16 protein-coding genes are annotated in these 13,880 nt (G+C 66.2%); 2 read left to right on the plus strand and 14 right to left on the minus strand.

Annotated elements, in window-relative coordinates; all coding sequences use genetic code 11:
- Positions 1 to 79: 79 nt before the first annotated feature.
- Complete coding sequence (locus BXU08_RS02440) at positions 80 to 481, minus strand: GFA family protein (protein ID WP_077508472.1); 402 nt, start codon at positions 479 to 481, stop codon at positions 80 to 82.
- Positions 482 to 579: 98 nt separating this feature from the next.
- On the opposite strand from BXU08_RS02440, the gene BXU08_RS02445 reads away from it, so the two are divergent.
- Entirely contained in the window at positions 580 to 1,857 is a 1,278-nt protein-coding gene (locus BXU08_RS02445; protein ID WP_253190474.1) for an Hsp70 family protein, read from the plus strand.
- 95 nt (positions 1,858 to 1,952) lie between these two features.
- Positions 1,953 to 2,819: a DUF1521 domain-containing protein gene (locus BXU08_RS02450; RefSeq protein WP_077508474.1), complete on the plus strand. Its 867-nt coding sequence runs from the start codon at positions 1,953 to 1,955 to the stop codon at positions 2,817 to 2,819.
- A 213-nt stretch (positions 2,820 to 3,032) separates the two neighbouring features.
- On the opposite strand, the gene BXU08_RS02455 is transcribed toward BXU08_RS02450, so the two are convergent.
- From BXU08_RS02455 to BXU08_RS02515, 13 genes are all read right to left on the minus strand, one after another.
- Positions 3,033 to 3,812 carry a phosphoadenylyl-sulfate reductase gene (locus tag BXU08_RS02455; protein WP_077508476.1) on the minus strand — a complete coding sequence of 260 codons (780 nt, stop codon included), beginning with the start codon at positions 3,810 to 3,812 and terminating at the stop codon, positions 3,033 to 3,035.
- Positions 3,805 to 4,233 carry a DUF934 domain-containing protein gene (locus tag BXU08_RS02460; protein ID WP_077508477.1) on the minus strand — a complete coding sequence of 143 codons (429 nt, stop codon included), beginning with the start codon at positions 4,231 to 4,233 and terminating at the stop codon, positions 3,805 to 3,807. The genes BXU08_RS02455 and BXU08_RS02460 overlap by 8 nt, the downstream gene beginning before the upstream one ends.
- The gene (locus BXU08_RS02465) at positions 4,230 to 4,634 is read right to left on the minus strand and encodes a RidA family protein (protein WP_077508479.1); all 405 of its coding nucleotides are present in this window, start codon (positions 4,632 to 4,634) and stop codon (positions 4,230 to 4,232) included. Before BXU08_RS02465 ends, BXU08_RS02460 begins: the two co-directional genes overlap by 4 nt.
- Positions 4,627 to 6,258 carry a nitrite/sulfite reductase gene (locus BXU08_RS02470; protein ID WP_077508481.1) on the minus strand — a complete coding sequence of 544 codons (1,632 nt, stop codon included), beginning with the start codon at positions 6,256 to 6,258 and terminating at the stop codon, positions 4,627 to 4,629. The genes BXU08_RS02465 and BXU08_RS02470 overlap by 8 nt, the downstream gene beginning before the upstream one ends.
- Positions 6,259 to 6,502: 244 nt before the next feature.
- Positions 6,503 to 6,799, minus strand: coding sequence for a DUF2849 domain-containing protein (locus BXU08_RS02475; RefSeq protein WP_077508483.1), 297 nt, complete (start codon positions 6,797 to 6,799; stop codon positions 6,503 to 6,505).
- Entirely contained in the window at positions 6,796 to 7,581 is a 786-nt protein-coding gene (gene cobA, locus BXU08_RS02480; RefSeq protein ID WP_077508485.1) for a uroporphyrinogen-III C-methyltransferase, read from the minus strand. The genes BXU08_RS02475 and cobA overlap by 4 nt, the downstream gene beginning before the upstream one ends.
- Positions 7,582 to 7,804: 223 nt before the next feature.
- Positions 7,805 to 9,145 carry a cellulase family glycosylhydrolase gene (locus BXU08_RS02485; protein WP_077508487.1) on the minus strand — a complete coding sequence of 447 codons (1,341 nt, stop codon included), beginning with the start codon at positions 9,143 to 9,145 and terminating at the stop codon, positions 7,805 to 7,807.
- A 129-nt stretch (positions 9,146 to 9,274) separates the two neighbouring features.
- Entirely contained in the window at positions 9,275 to 9,577 is a 303-nt protein-coding gene (locus BXU08_RS02490) for a zf-TFIIB domain-containing protein (protein ID WP_077508489.1), read from the minus strand.
- 4 nt (positions 9,578 to 9,581) lie between these two features.
- Complete coding sequence (locus tag BXU08_RS02495; protein WP_077511924.1) at positions 9,582 to 10,217, minus strand: Bax inhibitor-1/YccA family protein; 636 nt, start codon at positions 10,215 to 10,217, stop codon at positions 9,582 to 9,584.
- A gap of 90 nt (positions 10,218 to 10,307) precedes the next feature.
- Positions 10,308 to 10,523, minus strand: a complete 216-nt coding sequence (locus BXU08_RS02500; RefSeq protein ID WP_077508490.1) for a YdcH family protein — start codon at positions 10,521 to 10,523, stop codon at positions 10,308 to 10,310.
- Positions 10,524 to 10,761: 238 nt separating this feature from the next.
- A complete protein-coding gene (locus BXU08_RS02505) occupies positions 10,762 to 10,962 on the minus strand; it encodes a hypothetical protein (protein ID WP_077508492.1) in 201 nt (66 codons plus the stop codon).
- A 68-nt stretch (positions 10,963 to 11,030) separates the two neighbouring features.
- Positions 11,031 to 12,446, minus strand: coding sequence for a succinylglutamate-semialdehyde dehydrogenase (gene astD, locus BXU08_RS02510; protein WP_077508494.1), 1,416 nt, complete (start codon positions 12,444 to 12,446; stop codon positions 11,031 to 11,033).
- 66 nt (positions 12,447 to 12,512) lie between these two features.
- A complete protein-coding gene (locus BXU08_RS02515) occupies positions 12,513 to 13,865 on the minus strand; it encodes a protein adenylyltransferase SelO family protein (protein ID WP_077508496.1) in 1,353 nt (450 codons plus the stop codon).
- Positions 13,866 to 13,880: the final 15 nt, after the last annotated feature.

The raw sequence follows: 13,880 nt of genomic DNA on the forward strand, positions 1-13,880 counted from the left end.
GAGGGGCGGTAGAGGGGTTTCGCGCTAGTCCAGTGACGTGACCGTTGCAGCTGCGTGACGATTCCACGCGGTATTGTGACTATTCCGCAGCGTCACGCGGGCCGGGCCATTCGGGACGGGGAGCATCGCATTCGAGCGTCATGCCCATTCCTTCGGTCGCGCGGACGGGGAGCGCGGCCCGATCGAACCCGTCGAGGCAGAAGACATTGACTCCGAAATGGTCTGGCGCGGACCGTTTGCGGTGGAAGACGTAGATCCCGCAGCGGCGGCAGAAATGGTGCCTGGCGCGCCGGGTGTTCCATTCGTAGAGCGCTAGCAGTTCCTCGCCCGCGTCGATCCGCAGCGCGGCCTCCGGCACCTTCACCATCAACGCATTGCGCTTGATGCATAACGAGCAGTCGCACGTCGTCAGCTCGTCGGGGTCGTGCGAGATCGTGAAACGGATGCCGCCGCAGTGGCAGGAGCCGGCATGGGTGGTCACTGTGTCTTTCCCTCCGATCGAAGATGCGCCCTATTGCCGAGTCACGCCTCTCCCGGCCATAGGCGCCCTCCGTCGCAGCTTCAGATTGGACCCCTCGCGTGACCGCCACTGCCCTTGGGCTCGATTTCGGTACGACCAACAGCGTGGTCGCGCTCGCGCAGGAGGGCGAGGCGCCCGAGATGGTGGAGTTTGCTGGGCCCGAATCTACCAGCGCCGTGTTCCGCTCGGCCCTGTGCTTCTGGGAAGACGCGGGAGTGCAGGTCGAGGCGGGACCCTGGGCGATCGCCGAGTATCTCGAATATCCCGAGGGGAGCCGGTTCCTCCAGTCGTTCAAGTCGGTGGCGGCGAGCAGCGCGTTCGAACATGCTTCGGTGTTCGACAAGCGGATGCGCTTCGAGGAGCTGGGGCGAACTTTTCTGAACAAGCTGGTCGAGCATTCGGGGGGCAAGCTCGATGCGCGGCCGCAGCGGATCGTTGTGGGGCGGCCGATCGAATATGCCGGCGCCCGGCCCGATCCGAAGCTGGCGCGCGAGCGTTATGACGCGATGTTCGCCGGGTTCGGGGCGGAGATCCATTATGTCTACGAGCCGATCGGCGCGGCGTTCAGCTACGCCAAAAGGCTGAGCGATCCGGCGACCTTGCTGGTCGCGGATTTCGGCGGGGGCACCAGCGACTTCTCGGTCGTGCGCGTCGATGCGCCAGGCTCGGCGCGGCGCTGTACCGCGCTGGGGCATGCCGGCATCGGCATCGCAGGCGACCGGTTCGACTATCGGATCATCGACCAGCTGGTGCTGCCGTTGCTCGGCAAGGGCGGGAGCTATCGGTCGTTCGACAAGATCCTCGAGATACCGGGCGGTTATTTCAGCGATTTCGGCGACTGGTCGCGGCTGGCGCTGATGCGCAACCGGCGGACGCTGGAGGCGCTCCATAAGCTCCAGCGCTCGGCCGAAAACCCGGAGGCGATCGGGCGGATGATCGCGATCATCGAGAACGAGCTGGGCTATCGGCTGTACGACGCAGTGGGCAAGCTCAAGCGCGCATTGTCGGGCGTGGCGCAGGCCGAGTTCAAGTTCGAGGGTGGCGGCGTGAAGATCGCCACCGAAGTGCGGCGCGAGCAGTTCGAGGGGTGGATCGCGCCCGATCTCGCGCGGATCGAGGCGACGGTGGACCAGGCGCTGGCGGCGTCGGGCGTAGGCGAGGCGGGAGTCGATCGGGTGTTCCTGACCGGGGGATCGTCGCTGATCCCGGCGGTGCGCGACATCTTCGTGCGGCGCTTCGGCGAGGACCGGATCGGCAGCGGCGGCGAGCTCACGTCGATCGCGCACGGGCTGGCGATGGTCGCGCAGGAGGACGATATCGCCGCCTGGGCGAGCTAGTCGAAGCGACTAGCCAGCCTAATCGGAATGCGGAGCGCGCGATACGTCGCGCCGGCGTACCGTCCTGTCGAACCACAAGGACAGGGAACCGCGACATGACCGCTATTAGTGCGAACACCAACGCTTCCTTCGGCGCTTTCCAGGCGTTCGCTGCCGGATCGGCCTCGGCCAATTTCGTGCTAGCCGCGGGGATCATGGGCAAGATGCTCAACCCGCTCGGCGCCGGGCCGTTCGCCTCGGGTTGCCTGCCGCGCGACTGGAACGTCGATGCGCGTTGCGGCGGCGAGACCAAGGCAAGCTGGACCGTGCAGACCGGCGGCGACGGCAAGGCCGCGATCGATCTCGGCGACGGCTACAGCCTGAAGCTCAACGAGCATAACAGCGAGATCACGATCACCAACGCCAATACCGGCGAGACCACGCGGATCTGGGGCGATCCGCATGTCGAGATCGACGGCAAGCAGGCCTATGACTTCTGGGGCACGACGACCTTCACGCTCGACAATGGCACCAAGATCACGATCAACACCGAGCAGGGCCATGGCAACCCGAACGTCTACTTCGCGAGTTCGGTAGCGATCACCAAGGGCGACCAGGCGATCGAGGTCACCGGGATCAGCCAGCAGGAGATCGGCGATCTTCAGGTGACGATGGGCGGCAACGGCCGCGCGCTCGACCGCGCCAATGCCGACGGCTTCGTGCTGCATGAGAATGACAGCGGCGCGGGATGGCGCTCGGCCTATACCGGGGAGGTGGCGACGCAGGCCGATCTCAATGCGACGAAGCCGGGCGAGATTTTCGGGCCGGGCTCGGATGCCGGCGAGACGCTGGCGGGGCTGAGCCTGTTGCTCGGCGCGTTCCTCGGTGGGGCGCTGTTGGGCAGCTTCGGGATCGGGGCGGAGTCGCGGGGCAGCGACCGGGTGCGCGACCATATCGCGCCGCGCTTGCCGATACTTTTCTAACCGTTCGTCAGCAGGGCGCCGGGGCTGCCGCGAGGTGGCCCCGGCCTTTTCCTCTTTCGTCTCCCCGGCTTTGTGCCAGGGTCCACCGTGCCGGGCGGGAAGGGCTAGAGAGTTTGCCGCGACCGCGGCGCGATTGTTTTCAGGCTCTCGCTGTCGGAACCGTGGACCCCGGCACAAGGCCGGGGTGACGGTGGAGGGGTGGCGCGTGGCGCGTCAGAACACCGGCAGGTCCGGATCGCCATCGGCCACAGGCGTGTGGATGCCGCATTCGGTCTTGTCCCAGCCGCGCCAGCGACCGGCGCGGGGGTCTTCGCCGGGCTTGACCACGCTGGTGCACGGCGCGCAGCCGATCGAGGGATAACCCTGCGCGACCAGCGGATGGACCGGCAGATCGTGCTGCACGAAATACGCGTCGAGATCGGCGCGGGTCCAGTCGGCGAGCGGATTGACCTTGAGCCGGCCCGAGATGTCCGAAGTGTCGAGTTCGAAGCGGGGCAGGGCGTTGCGGGTCCTGGCCTGGAAGGCCTTGCGGCCGGTGATCGTCGCGTCGAATTCCGCGAGCCCCTTGGCCAGCGGCACGACCTTGCGGATTTCGCAGCAGCCATCGGGGTCGAACGACCAGCGCAGCTCGCTGGCGTCGCGCGCGGCGAGGACGTCGGGGTCGGGCTGGAGGTTGCGGAAGTCGGTGAGGCCCAAGCGCCCGACCAGCGCGTCGCGATAGGCGAGCGTTTCCGGGAAATGGCGGCCGGTATCGAGGAACAGAACCGGCACGGAAGCGTCGACCGAGGCGACCAGATGGAGCAGCGCAGCGGACTCGGCGCCGAACGACGACACCACAGCGATGTCGCCGAGCATCTGCTCGCCGATCACGGTGCGCAGCATCTCGTCGGTCGAGCTGCCGCGAAACATGTTGTTGAGGCGGATCGCGTCCCGCTCGGTGAAGCGGGGGGCGATGTCCAGCCGATCGACCTTGCGCATCGCCGCCTCAGCCATGGCGGCGTTTCCACACGGGGACATGAGCGTCCGCCGCTGCCTGATAGACATGGTCGTAGCGCGCGAGACTGGCTTCGAGCGTGGCGGTATCGACCGGGGCTTCGGGCGCGAAGCTGTCGAACCCGCAGCGGCGCATCAGTGGAATCTGATCGACCAGCACGTCGCCCTGTGCGCGCAACTCGCCCTTGTAGCCGGCTTCGCGGAGGATCCGGCCGGAGGAATAGCCGCGGCCGTCGCGGAACTTGGGGAAGCTGACTTCGACCAGCGCGAGGCGCTCGAGATGCGGGAGCAGGACGCGCGCGTCCTCGCCCGATTCGATGCGGACCGCAGTGGCGTTCGATTGGCCGAGGAACGAGTCGAGCGTGACAGCCGGCTCTTCGTGGAGCTCGTCGTCGCGGAAGCGGAGGATCGTGTCGGTCATGCCTCGGCTCCCTCGGGAAGGCGCGCGATCACCTTGATCTCGAAGCGGAAGCCGGCGAGCCAGTTCACGCCGACGCCGGTCAGCGCCGGATAGGGCGCCTCACCCCAATAGTCGGGCATCACCTTGAGCAAGGTCTCGAAATCGCGCTCGGGGTCGATCAGGAACAGGGTGGTGTCGATGACGTCGTCGAAGGTGCAGCCGGCGGCATCGAGGATTGCGATCAGGTTGTCGAAGGCGAGGCGGATCTGCGCCTCCAGATCGGGCTCGGGCGAACCATCCTGCCGCGCGCCGACCTGACCCGAGACGAACAGCAGACCGTTCGCGCGGATCGCCGGGGAATAGCGGTGTTCGGCGAACAGCGCATGGGGGTTCGCGGGGAAGACCGCGTCGCGCTTAGCCATAGATCGCCTCCTTGAACGGCTCCATGCCGATGCGGCGATAGGTGTCGAGGAAGCGCTCGCCCTGTTCGCGGTTTGCGACGAAGACGTCGGTGGCCTTTTCGATCGCGTCGACGATGCCGTCCTCGGAGAAGCCGGGGCCGGTGATCTTGGCGAGGCTCACGTCCTCCGCCCCCGATCCGCCGAGCAGCAGCTGGTAGTTCTCGGTGCCCTTACGGTCGACGCCGAGGATGCCGATATGGCCGGCATGGTGGTGGCCGCACGCGTTGATGCAGCCGCTGATCTTGAGCTTCAACTCGCCGAGATCGCGCTGGCGGACGGGATCGGCGAAGCGTGTCGCGATCTTCTGGGCGAGCGGGATCGATCGGGCGTTGGCGAGGCTGCAATAATCGAGTCCAGGGCAGGCGATGATGTCGCTGATCAGGTCGAGATTGGCCTCGGCCAGCCCGGCGTCGCGGAGCTGCTGCCAGATCGTGTGTAGATCGGCCTTCCGGACGTGCGGCAGGACGATGTTCTGGGCGTGGGTGACGCGCAACTCATCGAAGCTGTACGCGGCGGCGAGATTGGCCATCAGGTCGATCTGATCGGCCGAGGCGTCGCCGGGGATGCCGCCGATTGGCTTGAGACTGATCGTGACGATCGCATAGCCGGGCGCCTTGTGCGCGGCCACGTTCTGGTCGAGCCACACGGCGAAATCGGGGTCGCTGCGATCGAGGTCGTCGCTAAGCCCGGTCTCCCACGCGGGCGGCGCGAAGAAGGCGGCGATGCGGTCGAACTCGGCCTGGGGCGGATCGATGCCGAGCGCCTTGACCTGGGCGAACTCCTCCTCGACCTCGGCGGCGTATTTCTCCGCGCCGATCTCGTGGACGAGGATCTTGATCCGCGCCTTGTAGATATTGTCGCGACGGCCGTAGCGATTGTACACGCGCAGGCACGCTTCCATGTAGCTGACAAAGTCCTCGAACGGCACGAAGTCCTTGATCAGCGGGGCGATCATCGGCGTGCGGCCCATGCCGCCGCCGACATAGACCGACACCCCGAGCGCGCCGTCGCGCTCGACGATCTGCAGGCCGATATCGTGAAGCCGCATCGCCGCGCGGTCTTCGTCAGCGGCGATCACCGCGATCTTGAACTTGCGCGGCAAGTAGCTGAATTCGGGGTGGAAGGTGCTCCACTGGCGAAGCAATTCGGCCCAGGGGCGCGGATCGGCAAGTTCGTCCGCAGCGGCGCCGGCGAACTGGTCCGACGAGATGTTGCGGATGCAGTTCCCGCTGGTCTGGATCGCGTGCATCTCGACCGTGGCGAGCTCGGCGAGGATATCGGGCGCGTCCTCGAGCTTGATCCAGTTATACTGGAGGTTCTGGCGCGTAGTGAAATGGCCATAGCCGCGGTCATATTTGCGGGCGATGTGGGCCAGCATGTGCATCTGGCGGCTGTCGAGCGTGCCATAGGGCACCGCGACGCGCAGCATATAGGCGTGGAGCTGGAGATAGAGCCCGTTCATCAGACGCAGCGGCTTGAACTGGTCCTCGGTGATCTGGCCGGCGAGACGGCGGTTCACCTGGTCGCGGAACTCCTCGACGCGGGATGCGACGATCGAGTGGTCATATTCGTCGTATTTGTACATCAGCTTGTGGCCTGGAGATTGTTCACGCGAAGGCACGAAGGCGCGAAGAATTGGTTCGCCCAACGACGCGACGACGCGGCGAGGATTGTATCTGCATTGCGCGACAGCGCCACGTCAGCGGCAGGGAATTTCTCAACGGTATGCATGAAAGGGCTGCTGACGCGGCCATGATTCATTGTCGCATCTTCACGTCGTTGCGCGAACCGCGTACTTCTTAGCGCCTTAGCGGCTTCGCGTAAGAAACTCATATCACCCAGCTCCCGGCCTCGGGGTCGGCGGGCTTGAGCGTGAGATCGGGTCGGACGGTCGGGCCGAGCGCGCGGATGCGGTCCTTGATGTGGGCGGGGCGGGGGCCTTCAGGGGTAGCGGTCGCGTCGATGACATAGGGGCCGTTGACGCGGCGGGCGCCTTCCTCGGCATGGGCGATCGCGTCGCCCTGATCGCCGACATCGGCGGCGTCCTCGACATGGCGCGACCAGCCGGTGCCGGTCCACCAGGTCACGTCGCCGGTGGCGAGGTCGTTTCCGGTCAGCAGCTTCATGCGAGCGCCTCCGCAGCCTTGGCCCAGACGGCGAGCTTGTCCTGCGCATCCGCCAGCATCACCACGTCGCCGACGACGATGATCGCCGGGCTTTGGACCTTCTCGCGCGCGACCATCGGGCCGAGATCGGCGAGCAGAGTGCGCAGCGCGCGGCTGCCTTCGAGCGTACCGCGTTCGAGCACCGCGACGGGCATGTCGGGGGCGACGCCATCATTCATCAGCTTGTCGGCGATGTCGGGGCACGTCGCGACGCCCATATAGATGACGAGGGTACGACCCTTGCCGGCGAGGCCCGACCAATCCTGTTCGCTCAGCCCCTTGCACTGGCCGGCGACAAAGCTGACGGCGCTCGACCAGTCGCGATGGGTTAGCGGTAGCATCGCCTCGGCGGCGGCGCCCAGCGCGGCGGAGATGCCGGGGATGACTTCGACGGGCAGGCCGGCTGCGCGCACGGCTTCGACTTCCTCGCCGCCGCGGCCGAAGATGAACGGGTCGCCGCCCTTCAACCGCACGACGATCGCGCCGGTCTTCACATGCGCGATGATGAGCGCGTTGATCGCGTCCTGCGGGAGCGTGTGGCGGTTGCGCTGCTTGGCAACCGAGATGCGATGCGCCTGGGGTGCGAGATCGAGCACGCGCGCATCGACGAGCCCGTCATGGACGAGGACATCGGCGACCTTGAGCGCCTCCACCGCACGCACGGTGAGCAGGCCGGGATCGCCAGGGCCGGCGCCGACGAGGATGACGCGCCCGCGGGCGGAGGGATCGAGCAGGGATGCCATGGTCCGGCAGATGGGCTTCCGCCGCGCCGGGAGCAATCGAAGGATGCTTGGGAGAGGCGTAGCGGAGCTTTCGCCGGTTCCCGATCGGTGCGCTGGCGTACCTTCGAAGATTGCCCGGGAACGTCGGTTACTTCGTGCCGGGGTCCACCGTGAGGCGGGGTGAGGGCAAGAGGCTCCAGTCTTGCAGTTGCTGCATCGTGGACTCCGGCAGCCGGGGTGATAGCTACCGTGCGATCGGCTCGCCTACAGTCGCCAGCGCTTTCGCGTGCGCGGAGATTACCGCGCGGGTGCTCGCGTCGGTATCGAACACGCCGTACCAGCCCTGCGGTTCGTGCGGAGGGTCGCCTAGCCAGGCGGTGTCGCCGGGCTTGAAGCGGTGGTCGCCATGCACGGCGCGGCCTTCGCCGTTCCACGCCCAGAAGTTGGAGCCTGCGATCGGTCCGCCGGTGCGGGCGCTGGTCAGGACGGCGTCGTAGATCTGCTGGTAATATTGGTTCTTGAAGTGGGTGCTGGCTTCGGGATCATAGCCGCCGCCATCACGCGGATAGCCGAATTCCTCGATCACCAGCGGCTTTCCGATCTCGCGGGCAAGCGCCTGGTGCTGCTGCAGATATTCAGCGACCTTGGCCGTGGCGCCGGCGTGGGTGCCGGGGATGTCCTTCGCATCGACCCAGCTCCAGTTGAGCGGCCAGATATGCGCTGTCAGATAGTCTATTTCGGGAAAGGCATGCGTTTTGCGGAAGATGTCTGGGTTCTCGACGCTGCCCTTGAGGCCTTCGCCGCCGGTCGAGACCAGATGGTTGCGATCGAGCGACTTGATCAGCCTGGCGGTGCTCTGGATCCAGGCCGAGAAGGCGGGGAGCAGCGGCTCGGCGGTGACGGCGTCGCCGGCGGGGCGGGGCTCGTTGGCGAGCTGCCAGGCCATGATCGTCGGGTCGTCGCGATAGGGCGTGCCGGTGACGGCGTTGGTACGGCTTACGATCGTGCGCACCCAATCGTGATAGAGGCCGACTGCCTTGGAATTGGCATAGAATTGGGCAGTGGCGTTGGCGAATGCGGGCCAGGGATGGGCCGGATCGTTGGCGTCCATGTACTTGCCGGTGACGTAGTAGAGATAGGTCATCATGCCGCCCGACCATTCCCAGAAATTGGTCAGGTAGAGCACGGCCTTCATGTCGCGCTTCGCCATTTCGGCCAGGCAATGGTCGAGCCCGTCGAGCAGCGCGGGGTTCCAGGCGTTGCCGCGGTTGCGGAAACCGGGGCTGACCGAATTCTTGAGCGGTGAGGTTTCGGCCGAGGCGAGGAGGCGGAGATTGGTGACGCCGGTGGCGGCGAGCGCATCGAGCTCACGGGCGAGCCGGTCGCGGTTGCCATAGTCGGCTGCGGCGCCCAGCCAGGCGCCGGACCAGAGATTGGCGCCGGCGAAGCGATAGGGCTTGCCGGCGAGCGTCAGGCGGGTGCCTTCGCGCCGGACGAAGGCGGCGGGTGGCGCGGCCTGCGCGGGAAGGCTTGTGGCGGCCGCCAATGCCGCAGCGCTGCCGAGCATCGTTCTGCGCGTGACCATGCAATTTCCCTTCGACCCGGTTTGCGACGATCGTAACGCGATGCAGCGGCGTGGGAAGCCGGCGACGTAAAAATGCCCGCCGCCGGGACGCGGCGACGGGCAGGATCGAACTGTTCGGGGGAAGGGGGCTTAGTCGAACAGCTCTTCGAGGAAAGATTTGCGCTTCTTGTGCGGATAATGGCCGCCATGATGGCGCTGGCGATCGTCGTAGCGCGGGCGATCGTCGGACCATCGCGCTGCCTGCGGCGCTGGCTGCGACTGCTGGGGCATCGCCGGCGCGGCCGAGGCGGCGCTGCGCTCGATGATCTTGTCGAGCTCGCCGCGATCCAGCCAGACGCCGCGGCAGCTGGGGCAATGATCGATCTCGATCCCGGAGCGCTCCATCGGCACCAGCTTGGTGCCGTCGACGGGGCAAGTGAAGGTGCCGGTCATGATGTTACTCCCGTTCGCCCATCAGCCCCAGCAGCAGCTGGAACATGTTGATGAGATTGAGATAGAGCGACAGCGCGCCCATGATCGCGAGCTTCTCGATTGCCTGGCTGTTGGCATAGACGAGATATTCGCTCTTCAGCCGCTGCGTGTCCCAGGCGGTGAGGCCGGCGAAGACGATCACGCCGACGACCGACAGCGCCATCTGGAGCAGGCTTGAGCCGAGAAACAGATTGACCAGGCTGGCGCCGATCACTGCGATCAGGCCGACGAACAGAAAGGTGCCCATGCCGGTCAGGTCGCGATTGGTGGTGTAGCCCCACAGGCTGAGGCCGGCGAACATCGCCGAGGCCGTGAAGAACGCCATCGCGATGCTGGTGCCGGTAAACACCAGGAAGATGCTCGCCATCGACACGCCCATCACTGCGGCGAACGCGAAGAAGGTCGTGCGCGCGGTGGCCGTGGTCATCCGCTCGATGCGGAAGGTGAAGAAGAACACGAACGCCAGAGGGGCGAGCATCGCCACCCATTTGAGCGGCGTGCCGAAGATCAGCGCGACCAGCGCAGGCGTGTTGGCCACCGCGAGGGCGACCAGACCGGTTATGGCCAGGCCTAGCCCCATGTTGCGGTAGATGCCGAGCATGTGCCGGCGAAGGCCTTCGTCATAGCGGACCTGCGCGGATGCGGCGGCGCTGCGGTTGAAGGCGGAAAGATTATCCACTTGAGGTTTCTCCTAGGCGTGGCGCGCGCGAGCGATCGCGCCGCGGGCGATGCGGCGCATTTCGGCCGCGTCGGGGATATGGCGAAAGAGCCGGTCCTTGATCGCGAGCCGCTCCTTCTTGAGCTGGCTCAGGCGGAAACGGTCCGGCACGCGACGCGCGAGCTCACCACGGATTTCGCGGTTCAGGGTGCGGTGCGCGGCGATCAGCCGCTCAATCAGATTACTCACATGCCACTCCAATCGACAGTTACATCGATCGAGCCGGCTCTTCGGTGAGGGGTGGTGACGGACAGCCGCCAAACCTGCACCGAGCTAGCTCGATGCGGTCCGACATCACGGGGCTTCAAGTGAAGCCGCCGCCAGAGGGGCCCGGTCCCGCAGACAAGAATCTAGGGCGGCAGTGGTTAGGATTCAATGGCGGGAGAAGGTTAGCGCTGTAAGGAAATATTGCTCGCGCGGCCGCCGGCTATTTCTTGGGCGTCACCCAGACCGATACCGGCACGACGACCTTGCCCGGCGCGGGCTTGCCGACATCGACCCGGTCGGCGGTGACCAGTTCGCCGCTTTCCAGCGTGAACGACGCCCAGGGCTTGGGCATGCGGCCGAAGGTCAGCTTCTGGATCGGCTGGCCGGTGGTGGAATTCATGATCGTGGCGACAACTGGCATGCGGAAGGCGATAGCGAGCCCCGCGCCGGGATGTCCAGCGCAGCCAGCGACATTATCCGTGGACAGAATCAGGCGTCGCGCAGCCCCAGGCCGATCGAGGCGCGCGCCTGCTCGGATTCGGATGAGACCACCGGGTAGGCGCAGTAATCCGCGGCGTAGTAGGCGCTAGGGCGGTGGTTGCCCGACCAGCCGACACCACCGAACGGCGCGGACGAGGAGGCGCCGTTGGTCGGGCGGTTCCAGTTGACGATGCCGGCGCGGATGTTTGCCCAGAACTGGTCGTAGAGCCGAGGATTCTGGCTGACGAGGCTGGCCGACAGACCGTAGCGCGTGTCGTTGGCCTCGGCGATCGCTTCCTCGAAGGTGGCCTTGCGGTAGATTTGGAGGACCGGGCCGAACAGCTCGACATCGGGCTTGTCGTTGGCCTGGGTCATGTCGATCAGCCCGGGGGTGATGAACGGACGGCCCTCGATCGGGCGCTCCATGTGGCGGAGCGGGCGGCCGCCCATCGTCGATAGCGCAAGGAAGCTCTCGGTCAGCATGTCGGCGCTGTCATTGTCGATCACCGGACCCATGAAAGGCGCGGGATCGGCATGTGGCTCGCCGATGATGAGGCGGCCGATCAGCTTGTTCACTTCTTCCATCAGCGGATCGTAGAGATTCTGGTCGACGATCAGCCGGCGCGCGGCGGTGCAGCGCTGGCCGGCGGTGGTGAAGGCCGACTGGATGACGAGCACGGCGGCCGAATAGAGATCGGGCGTGTCCCACACCACGATCGGATTGTTGCCGCCCATTTCGAGCGCGAGGATCTTCTCGGGCCGCGTGGCGAACTGGCGGTTGAGCGCGATGCCGGTATTCGCCGAGCCGGTGAACAACAGTCCGTCGATATCGGGATGCGCGGCGAGCGCCTTGCCTTCGTCCGGACCGCCGACCAGCAGGCGGATACAGCCTTCGGGAATACCGGCCTGGTGGAAGCAATCGACGAGGAATGCGCCCGAAGCCGGGGTCTTCTCCGACGGCTTGAACACCACCGCATTGCCCGCAAGCAGGGCGGGGACGATGTGCCCATTAGGAAGGTGCGCCGGAAAGTTATACGGCCCAAGCACCGCAAGCACGCCGTGCGGCTTGTGGCGGAGCGCCAGCCGGGTGTTCATCGGGGCTTCGATGCGGCGCTGGCCGGTGCGCTCCGAATAGGCGCTGATTGAGATATCGACCTTGCCGATCACCGTCTCGACTTCGGTGCGCGCTTCCCAGAGCGGCTTCCCGGTCTCGCGGGCGAGCAAGTCGGTGAAGGCGTCGGCCTTTTGCCGGACGACATTGGCGAAGCGGCGCAGCGCCTCGATTCGATAGGCGAGCGGGCGTGCCGCCCATTCGGCCCAGCTGCGGCGGGCGTGCGCGACTTCGACGTCGACGTCGCCGACCTTCTGGCGCCAGAGCACGGCACCCGTCGCCGGCTCGGTCGAGATGATTTCCGTTGCCGGCATTATGTTCTGCTGAAGTCCCCGGAATGATGCCTGCTCTTGCCCGAAATGGACGAGGCTTGCCAACCCCTAGGCGAGCGCTTCGCCCATTCTCCTGATTGCGACCACCTTAGCCTCGAGATGTGACCAGACATCGGCATGCGCGATCGCCGCCCAGATCGCTTCAACTTCGTCGATCAGCATCGAGCAGGGGGCGGGATCGGACCAATAGGGATGGTCGCGGCCCTTGCGCGGCTCGTAGGCAGCGAGCAGGGCGCGCAGCTCGGCGAAGGGCTCGCCATAGCTTTCGGGAAGCGTGCCGCCGAAGCCGTCGAAGAAGAAGCGGTCGATCGGCGTGTCTGTCTCGACCAGCGCGCGCTCGATCGCGCCGATCAGCGGGCGGTCATGCTGGGACCCGCGCGGGGTCACCCCGAGCCGCCAGAGCATCGCGGTGGCGACTTCGCGCTGGTAGATTTCAGGGAACGCCTCCATCGCGGCGACCAATGGTTCCTCCTCCGAGATCAGGCGGAGCGAGCTGGCGAGCTGCATCACATCCCAATAGATCGCCTCGGGCTGGCGGCCGAAGGAATAGAGGCCGGACTGGTCGAAATAGGCGGCGGTGAAGCCGGGCGCCCAGGTTGGGGCGAAGCGCCAGGGGCCATAGTCGAAGCTCTCGCCGGTAACGTTGATATTATCGCTGTTGAGCACGCCGTGGACGAAGCCCGCCGCCATGAACCGCGCAGCCATCCGCGCGGTGCGCGCGGCGACATGGGCGAGCAGCCGCTGGGGGGCATCGTCGCCGCCGTCCTCCCCGAAATAATGGCGCAGGACATAGGCGGTGAGGCGCGTCAGGTTTTCCGTGTCCTGCGAATAGGCAAGGCGCTGGAAGGTGCCGATGCGGATATGGCCGTGGTTGAGCCGGACGAGCACCGCCGAGCGCGTGGGTGAGGGCTCGTCGCCGCGGTGGAGCTCCTCGCCGGTCTCGATCAGCGAGAACGTGCGCGAAGTCTCGACGCCCAGGGCTTCGAGCATCTCGGTGGCGAGGATTTCACGGATGCCGCCCTTGAGCGTTAGCCGGCCGTCACCGAAGCGGCTCCATGGCGTCTGGCCCGAACCCTTGGTGCCCAGGTCCATCAGGCGGCCGCGGTCGTCGGTCATCTGTGCGAACAGGAAGCCGCGGCCGTCGCCGATCTCGGGGTTGTACACGCGGAATTGGTGGCCGTGATAGCGCAGCGCCAGCGGCTGCTGGAGGCTGCCGGCCAGCGGCTCGAAACGGCCGAAATGCGCGGTCCATCGCGCGTCGCTCAGTCCGTCGAGACCGACGCTTGCCGCCGCGCGATCGTTGCGGAAGCGCAGCACGGTCTTGGGGAATTTCGCCGCGTGGACGGGATCGTAGAAGGCGTCGCCCAGTTCGAGGATCGCCTGTTGCGGAGTGAAGTCCATGCGGCGATATGGGGA

The organism is Sphingomonas sp. LM7 (genome assembly GCF_002002925.1).
Taxonomy (GTDB): domain Bacteria; phylum Pseudomonadota; class Alphaproteobacteria; order Sphingomonadales; family Sphingomonadaceae; genus Sphingomonas.

Bases quoted from the DNA above. Each gene is read 5' to 3' on its own strand.
- BXU08_RS02450 (WP_077508474.1), top strand. From the start codon at position 1,953: ATGACCGCTATTAGTGCGAACACCAACGCTTCCTTCGGCGCTTTCCAG.
- BXU08_RS02455 (WP_077508476.1), bottom strand. From the start codon at position 3,812: ATGGCTGAGGCGGCGATGCGCAAGGTCGATCGGCTGGACATCGCCCCC.
- BXU08_RS02460 (WP_077508477.1), bottom strand. From the start codon at position 4,233: ATGACCGACACGATCCTCCGCTTCCGCGACGACGAGCTCCACGAAGAG.
- BXU08_RS02465 (WP_077508479.1), bottom strand. From the start codon at position 4,634: ATGGCTAAGCGCGACGCGGTCTTCCCCGCGAACCCCCATGCGCTGTTC.
- BXU08_RS02470 (WP_077508481.1), bottom strand. From the start codon at position 6,258: ATGTACAAATACGACGAATATGACCACTCGATCGTCGCATCCCGCGTC.
- BXU08_RS02475 (WP_077508483.1), bottom strand. From the start codon at position 6,799: ATGAAGCTGCTGACCGGAAACGACCTCGCCACCGGCGACGTGACCTGG.
- cobA (WP_077508485.1), bottom strand. From the start codon at position 7,581: ATGGCATCCCTGCTCGATCCCTCCGCCCGCGGGCGCGTCATCCTCGTC.
- BXU08_RS02485 (WP_077508487.1), bottom strand. From the start codon at position 9,145: ATGGTCACGCGCAGAACGATGCTCGGCAGCGCTGCGGCATTGGCGGCC.
- BXU08_RS02490 (WP_077508489.1), bottom strand. From the start codon at position 9,577: ATGACCGGCACCTTCACTTGCCCCGTCGACGGCACCAAGCTGGTGCCG.
- BXU08_RS02495 (WP_077511924.1), bottom strand. From the start codon at position 10,217: ATGCTCGGCATCTACCGCAACATGGGGCTAGGCCTGGCCATAACCGGT.
- BXU08_RS02505 (WP_077508492.1), bottom strand. From the start codon at position 10,962: ATGCCAGTTGTCGCCACGATCATGAATTCCACCACCGGCCAGCCGATC.
- astD (WP_077508494.1), bottom strand. From the start codon at position 12,446: ATGCCGGCAACGGAAATCATCTCGACCGAGCCGGCGACGGGTGCCGTG.
- BXU08_RS02515 (WP_077508496.1), bottom strand. From the start codon at position 13,865: ATGGACTTCACTCCGCAACAGGCGATCCTCGAACTGGGCGACGCCTTC.